Genomic DNA, 19208 nt, shown 5'->3' on the forward strand with positions numbered 1-19208 from the left:
TCGGCGTCCGCCCGAGCTGCCGAACGTTCCGCCAACCTCCCGACAGGAGACGAGACATGACGTCCCTCACCCATCGCACCGACGACCGCCCGGCCCTCGGCGGCCTGGTCGGCAACACCCCGGTCCTGCGGATCGGCGAGCCGCTGGCCCCGGCGGGCCGCGGCTTCTGGGCCAAGCTGGAGGGCTTCAACCCCGGCGGCCTCAAGGACCGCCCGGCCCTGCACATGGTCCAGCGGGCCCTGGACCGGGGCGAGCTGCGCCCGGGCGGCCGGATCGTGGAGTCCACCAGCGGCACGCTGGGCCTGGGGCTGGCGCTGGCCGGCATGGTGCACCGGCACCCGGTCACCCTGGTCACCGACCCGGGGCTGGAGCCGGCCATGACCAGGCTCCTCACCGCCTACGGCGCCGAGGTGGAGGCGGTCACCAGCCCGCACCCCCGGGGCGGCTGGCAGCAGGCCCGGCGTGACCGGGTCGCCGAACTGCTGGCCCGCCACCCCGGCTCGTGGTGCCCCGACCAGTACAACAACCCCGACAACACCACCGCCTACACCCCGCTGGCGCTCGAACTCGCCTCCCAGCTCGGCCACTTGGACGTGCTGGTGTGCAGCGTCGGCACCGGCGGGCACTCGGCGGGCACCTCCCGGGTGCTGCGCCAGCTCTACCCGGGCCTGCGGGTGGTCGGAGTGGACACCATCGGTTCCACCATCTTCGGCCAGCCCGCCCGCGCCCGGCTGATGCGCGGCCTCGGCTCCAGCATCCACCCGCGCAACGTCGCCTACGGCGCCTTCGACGAGGTCCACTGGGTCGCCCCGGACGAGGCCGTCTGGACCTGCCGCCGACTGGCCTCCTCGCACTACGCCACCGGCGGCTGGAGCGTCGGCGCGGTCGCCCTGGTGGCCGGCTGGCTGGCCCGCACCCGGCCCGCGGGCACCCGGATCGCGGCGGTCTTCCCGGACGGGCCGCAGCGCTACCTCGGCACCGTCTACGACGACGAGTACTGCTCCGCGCACGGCCTGCTCGACCGTCCGCCGGCGGACGGCCCGGACGAACTCGCCCGGCCCGACGAGCGGGAGGTCACCCGCTGGACCCGCTGCGCCGAGGTGGTCGACCCGCTGACCCTCCCGAGCGCCGCGGGCGGTGCCGGGTGAGGGAGCTGACCGCCCAGTTCCGCGGCCACGAGCGCAGCGTCCGGCTGCTGATGGTCAACCAGTTCACCATCAACCTGGGCTTCTACATGCTGATGCCCTACCTGGCCGCGCACCTGTCCGGCGGCCTCGGCCTGGCCGGCTGGACGGTCGGGCTGGTGCTCGGGGTGCGCAACTTCACCCAGCAGGGCATGTTCCTGGTCGGCGGCACGCTGGCCGACCGGTTCGGCTACAAGCCGCTGATCGTCGCGGGCTGCCTGCTGCGCACCGCCGGCTTCGCCGCGCTCGGCCTCTCCGCCTCGCTGCCCGCCCTGATCGCGGCCTCGGCGGCGACCGGGCTGGCCGGGGCGCTGTTCAACCCGGCCGTCCGGGCGTACCTGGCGGTGGCCTCCGGCGCGGGCGAGCGGCGGGTGGCCGCGTTCGCGCTGTTCAACGTCTTCTACCAGGCGGGCATCCTGCTCGGCCCGCTGGTCGGCATGGCCCTGACCGCGGTGGACTTCCGCACCACCTGCCTGGTCGCGGCCGGGGTGTTCGCGGTGCTCAGCGCGGTCCAGATCCGCTCGCTGCCGGCCCGCAGGGGCGACGGCCCCGCCGAGGTCCCGGAGCGCACCGGGGTCCTCGCCCAGTGGCGCGGAGTGCTGGCCAACCGCCCGTTCCTGCTCTTCGCGGGCGCGATGACCGGCTCGTACGTGCTGTCCTTCCAGGTGTACCTGGCGCTGCCGCTGGAGGTCCGCCGGCTGGGCGGCGACGGAAGCGGCGGGACGGCGGCCACGGCGCTGCTGTTCGTGGTGTCCGGGCTGGGCACGATCCTGCTCCAGACCAGGGTCACCGCCTGGTGCCGGGCCCGGATCGCGCCGGGCACCGCGCTGGTCGCGGGGGTCGCCGTGATGGGCGCGGCCTTCCTGCCGCTGCTCGCCGCCTCGGCCCTGCCCGTCCCGGGCGCGGGCCCCTGGCGCTGGGCATCGGCCGTCGGACCGCCGGCCCTGGCCGCGTTCCTGCTGGCCCTGGGCACGATGCTGGCCTACCCCTTCGAGATGGACACCGTCGTCCGGCTCTCCGGGGACCGGCTGGTCGCCACCCACTACGGGCTCTACAACACCGTCTGCGGGGTCGGCATCACCCTCGGGAACCTGCTGACCGGCGCGGCCCTGGACGCCGCCCGCGCGGCCGGGCTCGCCGCGCTCCCCTGGCTCGCGCTGTGCGCCCTCGGAGTGATCTGCGCGCTGTCCCTGCACGCCCTCCACCGCGGCCGGCGACTGGCCGGGCCCGAGCCGGTGCCCGCCCGGTAGGGCCTCCGGCTCCGGCCGCCGGGAAGCCGCCGAACGGCGGATCCGCGGGCTCCCTCCCCGGCCCGCGGGTCCGCCGACACCCCCTCAGGAAGCTTGTACCGAACGGTCCGTTTCCTCATACTTCCGGTCAGTGTCTGTCAGGAGCAGATCATCCGCCGCGCTTCCGGAAAAGCCCCGGCCGGACTCCGCCCACCGCCTGACCGCGCTTCACGGCCCCGACCCCCAGGGCCGCTCACCCCCCAGGAGGAGATCGGTGAGGACCACGCGCAGGACCCCCCGCACCGGCACCACACGCCACTTCCGCCTGCTCGCCGCGGCCCTCGGCCTGCTGACCGCCACCGCGGTCGTCGCGCCGGGCGCCGCCGCCGCCCCCACCCGCACCGCACCGCCGGAGCAGTTGTCGGCGGTCAGCGAAGCCGTCCTGAACGCCGAGGTCGACGGCACCGCCTGGTACGTCGACGAGGCCGCGGGACGCGTCGTGGTGACCGCCGACAGCACCGTGTCCCCGGCGTCGATCGCCAAGCTGATGGGCGCCGCCGGGCCCGCCGCGTCCACCCTGGCCATCCACCGGGTCAGCGGCGTGTTCACCCCGCTGGTCGCCGCCGGCGACGCCATCTACGGCGGCCAGTACCGCTGCTCGCTCGGCTTCAACGTGGTGAGCGGCAGCACCCACTACTTCCTGACCGCCGGGCACTGCGGCAACGTGGCCTCCGACTGGTACACCGACGCCAACCACACCACCAGGATCGGACCGACCGTCAGCACGACCTTCCCCGGCCACGACTACGCCCTGGTCCGCTACGACAACTCCGCACTCAGCCACCCCGGCGGCTTCACCTCCGCCCCGAACGCCTACGTCGGCGAGGCGGTGAAGCGCACCGGCTCGACCACCGGCACCCACGGCGGCTCCGTCACCGGGCTCAACGCCACCGTGCGCTACACCGGCGGCGGCACCGTCACCGGCCTGATCCAGACCAACGTCTGCGCCGAGCAGGGCGACTCGGGCGGCCCGCTGTACGACGGCGCCAAGGCGCTCGGCCTCACCTCGGGCGGCAGCGGCGACTGCACCGCGGGCGGGACGACCTTCTACCAGCCGGTGAACGCGGCACTCTCCGCGTACAACGTCAGCGTGTACTGACCCCCGGCCGTCCGAGCCGTCGGCCCGCCGCACCGGTGCGGCGGGCCGACGGCCGTGTCCGGGGCGACCGGTCAGCCCGCGTACACGTCCTCGACGTACCGCCCGGCCTCGATCAGGCCCTGGAGCCAGGCCTGCGCCCGCTGCTCGTCGGCCCCCGGCGTGCGCTCCCGGTACAGCGCCCGGAAGGCCGCCCTGACGCCCGGCGCCATCCTGGCCCCGTCGCCGCACACGTACACCTCGGCGCCCGCGTCCAGCAGCTCCCAGACCTCGGCCGCCTCGGCCGCGATCCGGTCCTGCACGAAGCGCCGCCCGTCCTGCGGACGCTCGCTGAAGGCCGGCCGCATCGAGACCGCGCCGGCCGCATCGGCGGCCTCCAGCTCGCCGCGGTGCAGGTAGTCCGCGTCCGCGTCGTCACAGCCGAAGTAGAGCAGCGCCGGGGCGAGTTCGGCCCCCTCCGCGAGCAGCGCCCGGCGGTCCGCGACGGCTCCCCGGAAGGGCGCCAGGCCGGTCCCGGCCGCGATCATGACCACCGGTGTGCGGTGGCCGATCCGGAACGCCTCCCGGCACGGCTGGATCCGCGCCAGCACGGTGTCGCCCACGGCCACCCGGTCGAGGTGGCCGGAGCCGGTGCCGCGGAAGGTGCCCCGGCCCGAGCGGGCCGGACCGCTGAGCACCGAGACCATCAGCTCCACCTCGTCCGGACGGCCGGTGGGCGAGGAAGAGACCGAGTAGTGCCGCGGCCGGATCGGGGGCAGCAGCTCCAGCAGCACCGGCCAGGTGAGCCGCTCCTGCACCGCGGGGTGGTCCTCGATCAGGTCCAGCAGGGTGCGCGGGTCGTCCTCGGGCAGCGCCTCCAGCGCGGCCCGCTCGGGCGGGCAGGGGTTGAGCGCGGCCAGCGCGGCGCGCTGCCCGGCGCTCGGTCGGTCCTGCAACTCGACGTGCCGGGTGAGCAGTTCGCGCACCGTCAGCGGCCGGTCGACGGCCGGTCCGGTGCGCCGGTGCGCCACGATGCCCAGCACCGTCTCCGGATCCGCGCCGAACAGCTTGGCGGCGCGCTCGACCAGCACCGGGTCGTTGGCCGGGAGCACGGTCAGGTGGTCGGCGGTCCGGTAGCGAGTGCCCTCCGGCAGCGCGAGGCGGACCAGCCGCTTCACCCGGTGGTAGGCGGGGTCGGTCAGGCTGCCGACGGCGGTGACGGTCAGCTCGGCCATGTCGTGCCGGGCGGCCAGCGCGGCCAGCGGGCCGCCGGTCACCTCGGTCACCGAGTACGCCGCCTCCGGCTCCGACGCGGCCGGGGCGTCGGCGTCCCCGTACCGCGCCAGCAGGGCCTCGCGCAGCTCCTCGGTGAACTGCCGTACGGCGCCCGCCAGGTCGCCCGAGGCGTCGGCCTCGGCGCGGGCCAGCAGCCGGGTGCCGCCGAGCGCGGCGAGCCGGTCGTCGATCAGGGCGGGGACGCGCTGGTAGGTCGCGGCGTAGGTGCGGTCGCCGATGCCGAGCACCGCGTACTCGACCCCGGCGGCCGACCGACCCGCCTCGGCACCGCCGACCCCGTCGGTCCCATCGGTCCCATCGGTCCCATCGGTCCCCTGAGACTCCCGGGACTCCTGGAGCCGGCGGACGAAACGGGCCGCGTCGTCGGTCGGCTGCCCGTTGTACGAGGCGGCGGTGACCACCACCGGCCGGCCGGTGGGCAGCCCGTCCGCGTACGCGTCCAGCGGGGCGATCTCGGTCTCGCAGCCGAGGTCGGCGGCGGCCTCCGCGAGCTGCCGGCTGAACTCCCGGCAGGCCCCGTAGTTCGAGCCGTGCAGGAGCAGCAGTCCGGTCCCCCTGCGGACCCTCCCGGGGCGCTCGGCCGGCACGCCGACCCGCCGCTCCACGGCCCCCGCCGCGGCGGAGACCGGGAGGGGCGTGCGCCGGGCGAGGCCGAGGGAGAACCCGTCGGGCTTGATGGTGAGCGTCTGCTTGAGGCTCAGCCGGTAGTCGGCGTGGTCGATCAGCCGGTAGCGGTGGACCAGCATGCCCAGCAGCATGACGGCCTCGTGCAGCGCGAACTGCCGTCCGATGCAGGCGCGTTCGCCGGTGCCGAAGGGCTTGAAGGCGTGCGGGGAGCGGCCCTGCTCACGCTCGGGGTCGAACCGGGACGGGTCGAACAGCTCCGGGTTGTCGCCCCACGCCGGATCGCGGTGCAGCATCGGCGTGCTGACGAAGACCGTCTCCCCGGCGCGCAGCGGGATGCGGCCGCCGAGCAGGGTGTCCTCGCGCGCCTCCCGGCTGAACGCGGGCGCCGTCGGCCACAGCCGCAGCGCCTCGTTGAGCACCTGCCGGGTGTGGCGCAGCCGTCCGACGTCCTCGTAGCCGGGCTCGGGATCGGCCTGGTCGCCCCAGAGTCCGTCCACCTCCCGCTGCACCTGCCGCAGCACGGCCGGGTTCTTGACCAGGTAGTACAGCGCGAAGGAGAGCGCGCCGGAGGTGGTCTCGTGGCCGGCGATCAGGAAGGTGATCACCTGGTTGCGGATGTTCTCGGCGTCCAGCCGGCTGCCGTCCGAGGGACGCACCGCGCCGAGCATCAGGCCGAGCAGGTCCTCGGCCGGGCCCTGGACGCCCTCTCCGGCGCGGGCGGCGATCACCTCGTCCACTACGGCGGCCAGGTAGTCGGCGTCGGCCCGGAAGGCGGCGTCGCGCTCGCGGTGGTCCGCCTCCGGGTCGCGGGTGAGCCGGGTCATCGCCCAGTCCAGGCAGCGCACCATCGCCTCGACGAAGGGGTGCGGCTCGTCCCGCTCGAAGGAGCCGAAGTCGAAGCCGAAGCCGGCCAGCCCGATGGTGTCCAGGGTCATCCGGGTCATGTCGCCGGGCACGTCCACCGGCAGCCCGGCGCCCTCCCTGCGGTCCCAGGAGGCGACCAGCCTGCGGGCCACCCGCAGCATCACCGGGTGGTAGGTGCGCATCGAGCCGAGCGCGAAGGCGGGCATCAGGATGTCGTGCGCCCTGGCCCAGTTGGGCTCGTCGTTGTAGGCGGTGAACAGGCCGTCCCCGGTGAACTGGCGGACGTTCTCCAGGCCGGGCCCGATCGACTTGGTGAACCGGGTCTCGTCGGCCAGTTCCTCGACCAGTTCCAGCCCGCTGACGATCAGGGCGTCCCGGCCGTGCAGCCGCTGGCAGAAGACCGGGCCGTGCTCTCTGGCCAGGTCCATGGTGCGCAGCATCGGGACGGCGACCGGCGGCGCGGACGAGATGTCCACCAGGGGGACGGCGCCGCGCCCGGCCCCGGCCACGTGCTCGCCCTCGGTCGTGCTCTCCACGGTATCGGTCATCGGTGGACCCCTCCCACGGCAGGAAACGTATCGCTTCCTCCACTCTGCGCCCACCGGGCGGAACCGCGGACGGCAGTCACTACATGATTGTGTAGTGCCAGGGGTGCCCGCGGACTTGCCCACGGACCGTCAGCTCTGGTGCGCGCGGGCGCCACGGGGAGGAGAACCACACATGCGAACGAACGAGGGCTGCGCGCCCGTACCCGACGGCAGCCGGGACCCCGCGGTGATCTGGCGCAACCGGGCGCTGCGGCTGCTGGACCACGTGCCGCTGCCGATCGTGGTGTGCGAGTTCGGCGGTCGGATCCTGATCGTCAACCGTGCGATGGCGGCCGAATTCGGCCGGTTGCCGGGCGAGTTGCACAACCGTAGGATTCTGGAGTTCTTCACCCTGTGGGACAGCGCCACGCTCCAGGCGCTCACCGAGGCCGTCCGGATGCACCGCCGCTCGCGGTACCCGGCGCGGGTCTCCTGGACATCGGTCGGCGGACGCGAGCGGCACGGTGAGATGACCGTCGACCTGGTCGGCGACACCCCGGAGCAGATCCCGAACCTGCTGATCTCGCTGCGCGCCGCCGAGCCCGCGAGCGAGGCCACGCCCGGCCCGCGGGCCGAGGTCAGCCCGGTCGAGGCGCGGATCCTGGCCGCGGCGGCCCGGGGCGACACCACCGCGCAGATCGCCCGCGAGATCGGCGTCACCACGGACGGGGTCAACTACCACCTGGCGCGGCTCTCCCGCCGCTGGCGGGTCCCCAACCGCACCGCCCTGGTCGCGCGCGCCTACGCCACCGGCGTCCTGGCCGCCGGGACCTGGCCGCCCCAGCCGGCCCGACATGACGAATCGTCAGTTCGGTGACCGGGCAGGCAACTTCTTGATCTGGGGCGGGCAGGCCGCCGGCAGCGGTGTCAGCCGGTCGGGCGTCGCCGCGCCTCGATGAACGCCGTGGTGGCCGACGGGTCCGGAAGCGAGCGCCCGTGCTTCTCCCCGAGCCGCACCAGGGTGGTGACCTCCGTCGTCCAGCCGTGCCCGTCGAGCCAGCCGTCGGTGCCGGGCCCGAGCCCGCCGCGCCACAGTGCGGTGAGGTGGGCCAGCTCCGGGTCGTGGGGCGTGCGGCTCACGTCGCGGCCCTGCTCCAGCAGCAGCCGGCTACCCGGGGCGGCCAGCCCGGTCACCGTCGTGAGCAGGGCGGCCGCCTCCTCGGCGGTCAGGTAGACCAGCAGTCCCTCGGCCAGCCAGGCCGAGGGGCGCGCCGGGTCGAAGCCCGCCGCGACCAGCCGGTCGGGCCAGCGCGGGTCCCGCAGGTCGGCGGGCAGGGCGGTGCGTCCGGCGTGCGGCGTGGCGCCGAGCCCGTCCAGCACCTGCTGCTTGAAGGCCAGCACCGGGTCCAGGTCGAGTTCGAACACCCGGGTGCCGGCCGGCCAGTCCAGCCGGTACGCGCGGGTGTCCAGGCCCGCCGCCAGCAGCACCACCTGGTCGGCGCCGGCGTCGAGCAGCCGGTCGTCGTAGTGGCGGGTGCGCAGGATGCCGTGGGCGACCAGGGCCCTGCCGAGGCTGCTGCCCGTACCGGAGAAGTCGAGCGGCAGTCCGGCGGCGGTGACGAACGCGGCGGCGTACGGGTCGACGAAGAGCGGGGCGGGACGGGAGCTTTCGTAGGCCCGCACCCGGGCGACGGACAGGGCGGTGCGGGAGACCGGGCTGAACGGTTCTGAGGTCGTCATGCCGGGCAATCTACATCGCCACCGATGCATCAGTGAAGATGTATTCTGTCGGACATGGACGGCGTGCAACTCCTCAGACTCGGCAAGCGGTTGACCGAACTCGGCCGCGCCCTGATCATCGACCCGGCCTCCGAGCATCTCACCGCCGGGGAGATCGCCGTCATCGCCGACGTTTACCGCCACCCCGCCACCTCCGTCCAGGAGATCCGGGTCAGGACCGGCTTCGCCCAGAGCCACGTCTCGGTCTCCGTCGCCCGGCTGCGCGAACACGGCCTGCTCGACGCCGCCCCCGACCCGGCCGACGGGCGGCGCACCCTGCTGACCGCCTCCGAGGTGGCCAGGGACGCCATCCGCTCGCACGTCGCCCGGCCCGCCGAACCGGTCATCGCCAAGGCCCTCCCGGACCCGGAGCAGGCCCGCCGGGTCACCGAACTGCTCGACGAGCTCGCCGGCCTGCTGCTGCCCTGACCCGCCCCCCGGGCCCGCGTGGCCGGCGTGGCCGACGGCCGGAACGGTCAGCTCGCGAGGATCCCGGCCAGGCGGGCCGATTCCGTCCGGACCCGGCGGGGTGCGGCCGGTACGGCCAGGGCGTCGAGTACGGGCAGGGTGGTGCGGATGCCTTCGGCGGCCGCGCACTCGGCGGCCAGCACCAGGGCGTCCGCCAGCCCGCGTCGGCCGGGCTCGGCGGCGAGCCCGGTGATCAGGGCCGCGAGCACCTCCCACACCGTCCGGCCCGCGCCGCCGCGCGCGGCTTCGGCCAGGACGGGAAGGACCCGGTTCGGCTTGGCCACGGACAGCTGCCAGAGCTGCGCGAGCCAGGCACCGAGCGCCTCCGGCCGGAGCCGGCCGCGTGCGGTCATGGCGAGCACGGCGTCCAGCGCGGCGGTGCGGTGATCCGCCCCGACGGCGGTCAGCCCGTAGGCGAGCAGCAGGTGGCTCACCGGGCCGAACTCGCCCGGCAGCTCGGCGACCCGGGGCAGCAGGGGGTTGGTGCCCCCGGAGCCGCTCGTCGTGTCCGCCTGGAGCACCCCAACCGGCAGGCCGTGTGCGGCGACGGCCTCCGGGTGCCAGGGCGCCGCCCAGGGCAGGTGGGCGAGTTCGGTGGGCTGCGTCACGGCCACTCCGTTGAACCGGCCGGTCTCGGCCGGGTCGGGGAGGGTGTGGACCAGTCCGGTGACGCCGTCGGGTGCGGGCTCCCCGGTGACGGCGTGCGGGGCGATGCGCGGAAGGGTGGGCGGGGTGAAGCCGTTGTCGAGGCTCCGCTCGGGCATGGCCGGGGTCTGGACGTGGAACCGGTCGGGTGCCGGCGGCGCCGTGTCGGGAGGCAGGGCCCAGCCGAGTCCGGCAGCGGTGGCGCGGACGGCCGGCAGCGCGTGCGGGGGCACCCGGAGGAGCGACTGGGCCAGGTCCGCGGGCCACGGGCGGGCGCCGGTGACCCGGTAGGCCGCGAGCCGTTCCCTGAACACGGCGGGGTCGATCGTGCCGTCGCCGGCGGTGGGGGTGGCGAGCAGCAGCGGCACCGGTGCGTCGGTGATCCGGCACGCCGCTTCGTTGGCGCGCACTGCGGGGATCACGGCTGGGGTGCGCAGGTAGAGCGGGTAGCCGAGCAGGTCGGTCGCCTGCGCGGCGGACTCCCGGGGTCGGCCGGTCAGGGCGTCGAGCAGGCAGCCGAGTGCTCCGCCGACGCTTCGTGCCTCCCAGACCGGCACCGGGTGGTCGACGCGGCGGGCGGCGAGCGGGGCGAGGGCCGTCCGCAGTGCGGCCGGGTCGCGGTGGTGCTCCGCGACGAGGGCGGCGAACACGACCTCGAACTCACCGGGGCCGGGCAGGCGGTCGGCCATCAGGGCGCCCAGCCGCTCCGTGAGGTCGAGCGGCCCGGCGGGGGCCGTCGGCAGCGCGGCGGGCCCCGGGTGTGCGAGGGCGACGGGTGCGTCGTCCTGCCGTCCGGCGGTCGCGTCCGGGACGGCGAGCAGGCGGCGGGCCTCCGGCTGGAGGGCGGGGCCGAGACCGGTGGCGGCGGCGCGCACGGCCTCGGCGGTGGCGGGGGTGGCGTGGGGCAGATGACGGGCGACCAGGCCCAGGGCGCGTTCCTGGACCGCGGGGGCCGGGTGGGTGAAGGCCACGGCCACGGCGGGCAGCAGGCCGTCGGCTCCGGCCGGGTCACGGCGCAGCGCGGCGTCGGCCCGGCTCAGCTGGGCGGTGGCGAGTGCCTTCTCCGGGCGGGCCAGTACCGCGGCGGTGAGTTCGGTGAACAGTTCGGCCGACAGCCGGGTGTCCACGGTGTGCAGCGCCGCCTGGGCGGCCTTGGCGGCGGCGGGCGCGCCGTCGGCGGCCAGCCGGACGTGGTCGCCGGCCCGGGCGAGGACCTCCTCGGCGTCGGGTGCCAGCGCCGCGTACAGGTGGAGGAATCCGCGCAGGTTGCCGGGCCGGTCGCCGCGCAGGAGGCGCCCGAGGCAGCGGTCGATCAGTTCCGCGCGGTCGAGCAGGCCTTCGCCGGCCAGGGCGGTGAGTGCCGTGGGCCATGCGTCGTCGGGCCCGGACCGGGCGGCGTAGGGGTCGGCGAACTCGGTTCCGACGTCCGGGACTTCGAAGAGCCGGCGGACGAGTTCGACGAGCCGGGGCTGGGCGCGCAGCCAGGAGAGCAGGGTGTCGTGGTGCGGAACCGGTTCGCGCAGGCCCCGGTCGGCGAACCACTCGCCGATCTCGCGGTGGTAGGAGGAGCGCACCAGGCTGCCTTCGCGCATCCAGCCGGTCACGTAGCCGTCGGTGGCGGGGGGTTCGGCGCCGGACCAGACGGCGAGGCCGTGCAGGATGAACCAGCGGGAGCCGTCGCCTCGCGCGGGCAGCCAGGCGGCGAGCCGGCCGGCGAGTTCGTGGTGGAACGCCGCGTCGCGGTGCGGCCGGAGCAGGGCCAGCAGGAGGGTGTGGAGGTCGGGGTTGGTGGACCCGCCGCCGGGCCGCGGCCAGGTGATGTCAAGCAGACGGCGGGTGGTCAGCCAGTCGTGGGCCTCCGCCGCGGTGGCGGCGGAGAGGATCCCGGCGAGTTGCAGGGCGGCGAGCTGGTCGTACGCGGCGACGTAGCGGGGGATGTCGTCGGAGGAGAGTTCGCGCACCAGCTCGGTGCGGAGCCTGAGCAGCGGTGTGCGCAGGTGGCGCAGCTCGGTGGCGGGTACGGGGAAGAGCCGGTCGACCACGCCCTGCGGGATCCGGGCGGCGATGAGCGCGCGCACCTCGTCCCAGCCGATCGGCTCGCTCGTACGGTCGGTCACGACACCCCTCCACTGCTCCGGCTGGTATCGAGAACCTAGCGCGGCTCACTGACAGTCGCGCCGGAGGGTGACGCAGTCACTGTCGGCGATGGCAGGACGTCGGGCGGCGGAACGTCGGGCGGCGGGAGTCCGACAGGCCCCCGCCGCCGTCCGCCGGGCACGGCTCAGCCCAGCGGCACGTCCATGCAGGCCCTGCGGTGGCTGAAGGTGTCGATCGACCAGCGGCCGTGGTACCGGCCGGAGCCGCTCTCCCCCACCCCGCCGAACGGAAGCTCGGGGATGCTCAGGTGGGCCACCGGGAGGCCGAAGTTCAGGCCGCCGGAGGAGGTCTCCTCGGCGAGCCGGCGCCGGGTGTCCCCGTTGTCCGTGAAGGCGTAGAGCGCCAGCGGGTGCTCCCGGTCGTTGATGAGGGCGATCGCCTCGTCGAGGCCGGCGACGTCGAGGATCGGCAGGACGGGGCCGAAGATCTCCTCCCGCATCACCGGGGCGTCCGGCTTCACCTCGGCCAGTACGGTGGGCGCGATGTAGCGGTCCGCGCGGTCGTGCCGGCCGCCGAACACGGTGCGTCCCGAGTCGAGGAGGGCGACGACGCGGTCGAAGTGCCGCTCGTTGACGATCCGTCCGTACTCCGCCGACCGGGCCGGGTCGGGGCCGTACAGGTCCTCGACCGCCCGGGCCAGCGCTCCCTCCAGCGCACGGGCCGTCGCCGGGTCGGCCAGCAGGTAGTCGGGGGCGACGCAGGTCTGCCCGGCGTTGGAGAACTTGGCGCGGGCCACCCGGGCGGCGACGACCTCGGGATCGACGTCCCGGTCGACGAACACCGGTGACTTGCCGCCCAGTTCGAGGGTGACCGGGGTCAGGTGCTCGGCGGCGGCCCGCATCACCACCCGGCCGACGTCGGCGTTGCCGGTGTAGAAGACGTGGTCGAAGCGCTCGGCCAGCAGGGCGGTGGCCGTCTCCCGGCCGCCCTCCAGCACCGTCACCGCCGCCGGGTCGACGTACCGGGGCAGCAGCCGCGCCAGCAGCGCCGAGCTGGCCGGCGCCAGCTCGCTCGGCTTGACCAGCACGGTGTTGCCCGCGGCGAGCGCGCCCGCCATCGGCACCAGCGCCAGCTGCACCGGGTAGTTCCAGGGCGCGATCACCAGGACGGTCCCGAGCGGGTCGTGCCGGGTGTGGGCGGTCGTTCCCGGCGGCAGCCGGGTGAGCGCGGAGGCGGGCACCGGATCGGGCTGCAGCCACTGCTCCAGGTGCCGCGCGGTGTGGTCGATCTCCCGTACGGTGGAGTCGATTTCGGCGCGGTCGGCCTCGGTGCGCGGCTTGCGCAGGTCGGCGTGGAGGGCGTCGGCGATCTCGTCGCGGTGTCCGGTCAGCAGGGCGCACAGCCCGGTCAGCTGTTCGGTGCGCCAGGCGAGCGGCCGGGTGCGGCCGGTGCGGAAGGTCGTGCGCAGCCGGGCGACCGCCTCGGCCGGGGTGGGCTGACTGGGCTGGGTGTTCACGGGGATTCCTCTCGGACGACGGGGTCGGGGATCCAGCTGCCGTGGAAGCCCGCCGGTACCCGTACCGGCAGGTGGACGGTGGCGATCGGGGCGCCGGTGAAGTCCTCGGCGGAGAGGACGAGCAGGTCGCTCGCGCCCCGCCCTGGGTCGTGGACGTAGGCCAGCAGGTAGCCGTCGTCCTCGCTCCGGGCGCCGTCCCTCGGGACGAAGGAGACCTCTCCGGCGTGGCGCCCGGCGCCGAGCTGCCGCACGGTGCTGCTCTGCCGGCCCAGGTCGTGCTTGATCAGCGCGTCGCCGGCGGTCTCCGGGGGCAGGTCCTCCCGCCGGTCGGTCGCGGCGAGGTGGCGCAGCAGGTCGGTGGCGACGGTGGAGTACCCGTAGCGGTGGGCGCCGCCGACCACCGCCGGGCTGACGGCGGGGAACTCCTGCGGCCGGTCGTCGAGCCGGGTCTCGGTGACCTTGCCGGAGACGGTGTCGACGGTCCAGCGGTCCAGGGTCGGGCTGCTCTGGCCGTCCAGCGCGCCGCCGGTGAACATCCTCGGGTAGCGGACCACGTCGATGACGACCCGGTCGCCGTCCTCGTGGGCGTTGAGCGTGTGGAAGACGAAGCAGGGCTCGACCTCGAACCAGCGGACCTCGGCGCCGTCGCGGGGCAGCAGCCCGACGCGGGCGCCGCCGGTGTCGTTCCAGACCGCCGGATAGGTCTTGCGCGCCAGGTTGTCGGCCGTGCCGAGCCGCGCCGAGAGGTCGAGGACGACGGCGAAGTTCCGGGTCAGCGCCATGTCGTGGACCACCGGCCGGTGCGGCATCGGGATGTCCACGGCCCGGGTGACGGCGCCCTGCGGGGAGAGCACCAGGTGGCGCAGGTCCGCGCTGTCCCGCTGCCAGGTGATCGCGTGCAGTTCGCCGGTGACCGGGTCGAGCTTGGGGTGGGCGGCGAACCCGTCGGGCAGCGTGCCGCAGAAGTCGCTGGCCCCCACCGTCTCGATCTCGTAGGAGAGTTCGTACGGGCGGAAGCCGCCCTCGACCAGCGCGTAGGTGCGGTCGGCGTGCCCGATCACATGGGTGTTGGGTGCGACGTCGGCGATCCGCGGCGCGGCGCCGGGGCGGGCCCGTTCCCCCAGGGCCTCGGCCACGGCGGCGCTGCGGACCAGCCGGTTGCGGTACCACCTGGCCCGCCCGTCGAGCAGCCGCACCCCGTGCACCATGGCGTACCCGGCGAACAGGTGCCGCGGCCTGAGGTCCTCCGGCCGCATCCCGTTCGGGCCGTTGCGCAGGTACCGGCCATTGAGCTCGGCCGGGACGGTGCCGGTGACCGGCAGGTCGAACGCGGTGACTTCCGCGCCGACCGGGGCGTAGGCACCGGTGAACGGATCGATGACGGTGGACACCCGCTGACTCCTCCAGGCCGCTTCCGACTGCCGCTGCCCCCGCGGAGCAGCGTTAGTCGGATCAACGACCCACCCACCCTCCGGGTGACGGGCGGCGGGCGGGAACCCGGCCGCCGCGTCCGCCGGGCGGGCGCCACGGGGTCACGTCGTCGGCGCCGCGCAGGCGTCCGAGCGGCTGCCCGGGGGCAGGAGCTTGCGCTCGGTGGCGGTCAGGTCCCTGGCCGCCAGCGCACAGGCCCGTTCGCGCCAGGTCTCCGGGTCGAGCGGCAGCACGTCCACGGCCGAGCCCTCCACCCAGGCGAGCCGCCCGCCGTCCTGGGACCAGTCGCCCGTGGCCCCGTAGCCGGGAGTGAAGTGGTACCGCTCCGCACCCCGGTCCACGTCCCAGAAGGTGAACGAGTTGGCCGTGGCCGTGGTGCTCAGCCAGGACGCGGAGGGGAAGCCGTTGAGCCACTGGACGCCCTGGTAGGCCAGCGTCCGCCAGGTGTGCTCGTCCATGTCGCGGATCCTGAGGCCCCCTGCGGTGGTGACCACGGCCAGCAGCCGGCCCGTCCGGTCGAAGGCCATCTGCCGGGGTGTGCCGTTCCCGGAGTCGAAGGTCTCGACGACCTTGCCCTCCTTGAAGTCCCAGATCTGGATCTCGTCTCCCCCCGTGCGGACCGCCGCCTGCTGCCGACCGGGACGGGCCACGCCGAAGACACTGGCGGCCGCGGTCGACAGCTCGACCGGTTCCTGGGTCGACGGCCGGTAGGTGCGCCCCGCCTGGGTGCCGGTCCCGAGGTCCCAGCGGGACACGTAGGAGACGGCCGAGACCACCGCGTGGTCGTCGCCGTCGAACCAGACGTTGACCCAGGCCGGGATCTCGCCCGTCCGGGGATCGGCGCGCGCCGGGTCGATGCCGGGGGGAGCGGGCAGGTCCAGGCGGCGGGCTTCGGCGAGTTCGGGGCCGGTGCCGCCCTGTTTCAGGTCCCACACCAGGACCCCGAGGCCGTCGGTCGTGACGGTCAGCAGCCGTCTGCCGTCCGGGCTGAAGATCGGGTAGCTGCGCGCGAGCGGGGTCGAGGGGCGCAGTGCCGCGAGCTGGCGACGGGTCTTCAGGTCCCACAGGCGCAGGGTGGCGCCGTCCGCGTCGATGCCGGCGACGCGTTCGTGGTCCACGTTCACGGTCCTGATCAGGCCGGTGAGCATGGCGGTGTCGAAGGGGGTCGGCGCGGGCACCCGGGCGACGACGAGGGTGCCGCCCGCGCTGACCGCCACCCTCATCGCGTCGGGAGGGCCCGCGAGGCTCACGGCCGGCGGTGTGGCCGAGTCGCCGACGACCTCGTCCTGCTGGGCCGGGGCGGGCAGGTCGAGCGTGGCCGGCCGGCCCTCCTGGAGGTCCAGTACCAGGAACCGGAACCGGCCCAGCGTGGTCCCGAACCGCTGGACGGGGTTGATCAGGTAGCGCCCGGTCCGGTCGAGCCTGGGCACGTACAGCGGGCAGACCAGGCTCAGTTGGCTCGTGTCGTACTGGTGCTTCACCTTGGGCGGCCCGGTCAGGTCCCAGGCCTGGAGGACTCCTTCGGCGGTGCACCGGACGAGCGTGGAACCGTCCGCGCTGACCGTGACCTGCCCGGCCTCCTGGCCGCCCCAGGGCTCCTCGTCGAGGCGGCCGTCGGACAGCTGCCAGCGCACCAGTCGGCCGTTCGCCCCCGCGGCGGCACCGTCCGGGACGATCCGGCCGATCACGGCGGCGCCGTCCGGCCCGAACCAGGCGTCCGAGACGTGCCACCCGGCGGGCGGCGCGAGCGTGCCGCCGGCCCGCGTTCCGGTGGCCGTCTCCCACACCGAGACCCCTTCTCCGGGAACGGCCGCGAGCAGCCGCCGCCCCGTGGCGTCGAAGCGGAGGTCCGTGGCCGGCCTGGCGTTGCCGTGGGCCTGCTCGATGTCCCGCAGCCTCACCGTCCGCCAGCGGCCGTCGGTCTGACGGGTGCCCGCCGTGACGAGGCCGTAGGGGGTGGAGGTCGCGATGGTGCGGCCGTCGGCCGTGGCCGTGACCCGCCGGACGTCCCCGTCCCGGATCTGGGAGAGGGCCGGAGCGCCTGTCCCGAGGTCCACCCCCAGGAGGTCGCCGGAGAAGAGGCCGACGGTGACGCGCCGGCCGTCCTCGCTGAGGAACGCGTCCCGGATCTCGCCCCTGCCCTCCAGCGCGATCCGCTCGACGTGCCGCATCCGGACGTACTGTTCGAACAGGGCGGTCTGCGCTTCGGGGGTCGGGGCCGTGTGATAGGCGGCGGCGCTCATCAGGGCCGAGGTGGTGAGCGACACGTCGTCGAGCCGGCTCGCGAGCTGGGCGAGCTGCGGGGAGGCGGCCCGCCGCAGGTCCTCGTCGAGTGCGCCGTTGGCCCTCAGGAGCAGGGTGGAGGCGACGACGGCGACGGCGAGCAGGACGCCCAGGGTGGAGATCCCCGCCTGCCGGCGCCTTCTGGACCAGCGGGCCCGGGCCGCCTCCTGAGCCCGCCGGGCCAAGCTTGCTTCGAGGAATTCCCTTTCCGGTGCCGAGAGTTCACTCGCCCGCTGCTCGGTCCTGGCAACCGCGGTGTCGAGCAGCGCGCCCGTCAGGAGCTGTTCCCCGGCCCGGCCCAGCTCGTGCCAGCGCTCCAGGTCGTGGCGGAAGTCGGCGTGCCAGGTCAGGAACTGCCGGTCCCGTTTCACCTGGCCGGCCAGGGTGTCCCAGGCGCCGATGAGCGCCTCGTGCGCCAGCTCCACGGTCTGGCCGCGCTCCGGGTCCGCGCCGACGACCAGGATCCGCCGCTCCGCGAGCCGGACGGCGATCCGCCACCGCTCCTCCCCCGCCTCGGCCCGGCCCAGCACCGCGCGCAGCGGGGCCTCGCTCCCGGGCACCAGTCTGACCAGCGCGGTGAGCAGGCGCAGGGCGTCCTCCCACTCGGCCTCCCCGACGCACTCGCGCCAGGCGGCCTCCGCGTGCCGGCCCAGGGCGCCCCGCACCCCGCCGATCTCCTCGTACGCGGCGAACCTCAGCCGGCCCAGGGCCCGTTCGTCCCAGAGCCGGGCCAGGACGAAGCCCAGCAGGGGCAGGGCGCCGGGCTCGGCGCCGGCGTCGTCCAGCATCCGGGCGACCAGCCCGGGGTCGTACGAGACGGCGGGGATCCGGGCGAGCGGCCGCAGGATCACCTCGGACATCTGGGCCCTGCTCATCGGCAGCAGTGGGCGGACGGCGGCCCGGTCCAGGGCCGGGCCCAGGACGGGGTGCGACAGGGCCGTGTCCAGGAAGTCGGCCCGGAGCGTGACGAGCACCCGCAGCCCCGGCGGGTGCGGGTCGGGGAACAGCAGCCCCACCGTGTCGTCGTCCGCCCGCCGGGGGTCGGTCAGCACCGCCTCGGCCTGGTCGAGGACGACGAGCAGCCGGCCGGCGCGTTCGCCCAGGGCCGCCCGGGCGATGGCCGCCAGGCCGTGGCGGGTCAGGGACTCCTCCAGGTGCCGCAGCCCGGCCTGTTCCAGTGGCCGTTCCGGCCGGGCCAGCCGGGCGAGTTCCACCGCGAGGGCGGTGCGCACCGGTATCCCGTCGGCGGCCCGCACCACCAGGACCTCGTGGCCCCGGGCCCGCATCCGCGGCACCACCGCGGCCAGGGCCAGTGAGGACTTGCCGCAGCCCGAGGGGCCGACGAGGGCCACGCAGGGCCGCGGTCCCGCGTCGAGGAGCGCGGTCACGTCCGCCGCCTCGGCGTCACGGCCGAAGTACACCTCCGCGTCCGCCTCCTGGTAGGTGCCCAGGCCCCGGAAGGGGGCGGCCGGAGCCAGGACCGGGGCGAGCGGCGGGACCTGCGCGATCAGCGTCCGCGTGGGGATCATGAAGCTCTGCCGGTCCCCGGAGAGCTGGGCGATCACGACCATCCCGACGACGGCCCCGACCTGCTCGTCCCAGACGGGGCTGCCGCTGAAGCCCCTGTCGACGGGGACGCCCTGCCGGTCGGCGCCCGAGAGCTGCACCCACCCCTCGGCGGTCGCGCCGCGCAGCCGCCCGGCGTGCCACACGCCGCCGGGGGCGCTGCCGGGGAAACCCGCGACCCGCACGGAGTGCTGCCACACGCTCGCCGGCGAGGCCATGGCCAGGGGGGTCGCGCCGGGGACCGGTGCCGCCAGCCGCAGGACGGCGACGTCCCCGGTGCCGTCGGCCCGGATCGGGACCCAGTGCGCCACCTCCGCCGCGACCGGGCCGCCGGTGCCGGACAGCGGCCGGTCCAGGGTCAGGGCCCCCGCCGGCGCCGTGGCCTGGGTGCGCGGCAGCCCCAGCGCGTCGGTGACGACGTGGGCGCAGGTCACGGCCAGGTCCGGGGCGACCAGGAAGCCGACGCCGCCGGGCGTCCCGTCCGGGCCCGCGACGCGGAGGATGGCGGAGCCCAGCGCGGCGTCCGCGTTCGCGGCCCCGCTCGCGGTGCTCATCCCGCGC

At 75.3% G+C, this 19208-nt stretch carries 11 protein-coding genes; 5 read left to right on the forward strand and 6 right to left on the reverse strand.

Translation table 11 applies throughout. From position 1 onward, the window contains the following. Positions 1-56 precede the first annotated feature (56 nt). From ACZ7C5_RS12855 to ACZ7C5_RS12865, 3 genes are all read left to right on the forward strand, one after another. A complete protein-coding gene (locus ACZ7C5_RS12855) occupies positions 57-1148 on the forward strand; it encodes a PLP-dependent cysteine synthase family protein (RefSeq protein WP_470322575.1) in 1092 nt (363 codons plus the stop codon). A 50-nt stretch (positions 1149-1198) separates the two neighbouring features. Beyond that, positions 1199-2434, forward strand: a complete 1236-nt coding sequence (locus ACZ7C5_RS12860; RefSeq protein WP_401082859.1) for an MFS transporter — start codon at positions 1199-1201, stop codon at positions 2432-2434. A 253-nt stretch (positions 2435-2687) separates the two neighbouring features. After that, positions 2688-3572, forward strand: coding sequence for a S1 family peptidase (locus tag ACZ7C5_RS12865; protein ID WP_470322576.1), 885 nt, complete (start codon positions 2688-2690; stop codon positions 3570-3572). 71 nt (positions 3573-3643) lie between these two features. On the opposite strand, the gene ACZ7C5_RS12870 is transcribed toward ACZ7C5_RS12865, so the two are convergent. Next, positions 3644-6883: a cytochrome P450 gene (locus ACZ7C5_RS12870; protein ID WP_470322577.1), complete on the reverse strand. Its 3240-nt coding sequence runs from the start codon at positions 6881-6883 to the stop codon at positions 3644-3646. Positions 6884-7055: 172 nt separating this feature from the next. Between ACZ7C5_RS12870 and ACZ7C5_RS12875 the strand changes: the two genes are divergently transcribed. After that, on the forward strand, positions 7056-7739 hold the full coding sequence (locus ACZ7C5_RS12875; RefSeq protein ID WP_470322578.1) for a helix-turn-helix transcriptional regulator: 684 nt from the start codon (positions 7056-7058) through the stop codon (positions 7737-7739). 50 nt (positions 7740-7789) lie between these two features. Here ACZ7C5_RS12875 and ACZ7C5_RS12880 read toward each other — a convergent pair whose 3' ends face one another. After that, a complete protein-coding gene (locus ACZ7C5_RS12880; protein ID WP_470322579.1) occupies positions 7790-8602 on the reverse strand; it encodes an SAM-dependent methyltransferase in 813 nt (270 codons plus the stop codon). A gap of 54 nt (positions 8603-8656) precedes the next feature. Here ACZ7C5_RS12880 and ACZ7C5_RS12885 point away from each other — a divergent pair, with 54 nt between their 5' ends. Beyond that, positions 8657-9070, forward strand: coding sequence for a MarR family winged helix-turn-helix transcriptional regulator (locus ACZ7C5_RS12885; RefSeq protein ID WP_401082029.1), 414 nt, complete (start codon positions 8657-8659; stop codon positions 9068-9070). 47 nt (positions 9071-9117) lie between these two features. Here the strand turns inward: ACZ7C5_RS12885 and ACZ7C5_RS12890 are convergent, their stop codons facing one another. From ACZ7C5_RS12890 to ACZ7C5_RS12905, 4 genes are all read right to left on the reverse strand, one after another. Continuing rightward, positions 9118-11871, reverse strand: a complete 2754-nt coding sequence (locus ACZ7C5_RS12890) for a hypothetical protein (protein WP_401082031.1) — start codon at positions 11869-11871, stop codon at positions 9118-9120. Between the two features lie 164 nt (positions 11872-12035). Next, positions 12036-13367, reverse strand: coding sequence for an aldehyde dehydrogenase family protein (locus tag ACZ7C5_RS12895; RefSeq protein WP_470322580.1), 1332 nt, complete (start codon positions 13365-13367; stop codon positions 12036-12038). Beyond that, positions 13364-14758, reverse strand: coding sequence for a carotenoid oxygenase family protein (locus tag ACZ7C5_RS12900; RefSeq protein WP_401082036.1), 1395 nt, complete (start codon positions 14756-14758; stop codon positions 13364-13366). Before ACZ7C5_RS12900 ends, ACZ7C5_RS12895 begins: the two co-directional genes overlap by 4 nt. A gap of 141 nt (positions 14759-14899) precedes the next feature. Beyond that, the gene (locus ACZ7C5_RS12905; protein ID WP_470322581.1) at positions 14900-19201 is read right to left on the reverse strand and encodes an nSTAND1 domain-containing NTPase; all 4302 of its coding nucleotides are present in this window, start codon (positions 19199-19201) and stop codon (positions 14900-14902) included. Positions 19202-19208: the final 7 nt, after the last annotated feature.

Source organism: Kitasatospora sp. NPDC036993, assembly GCF_055607525.1.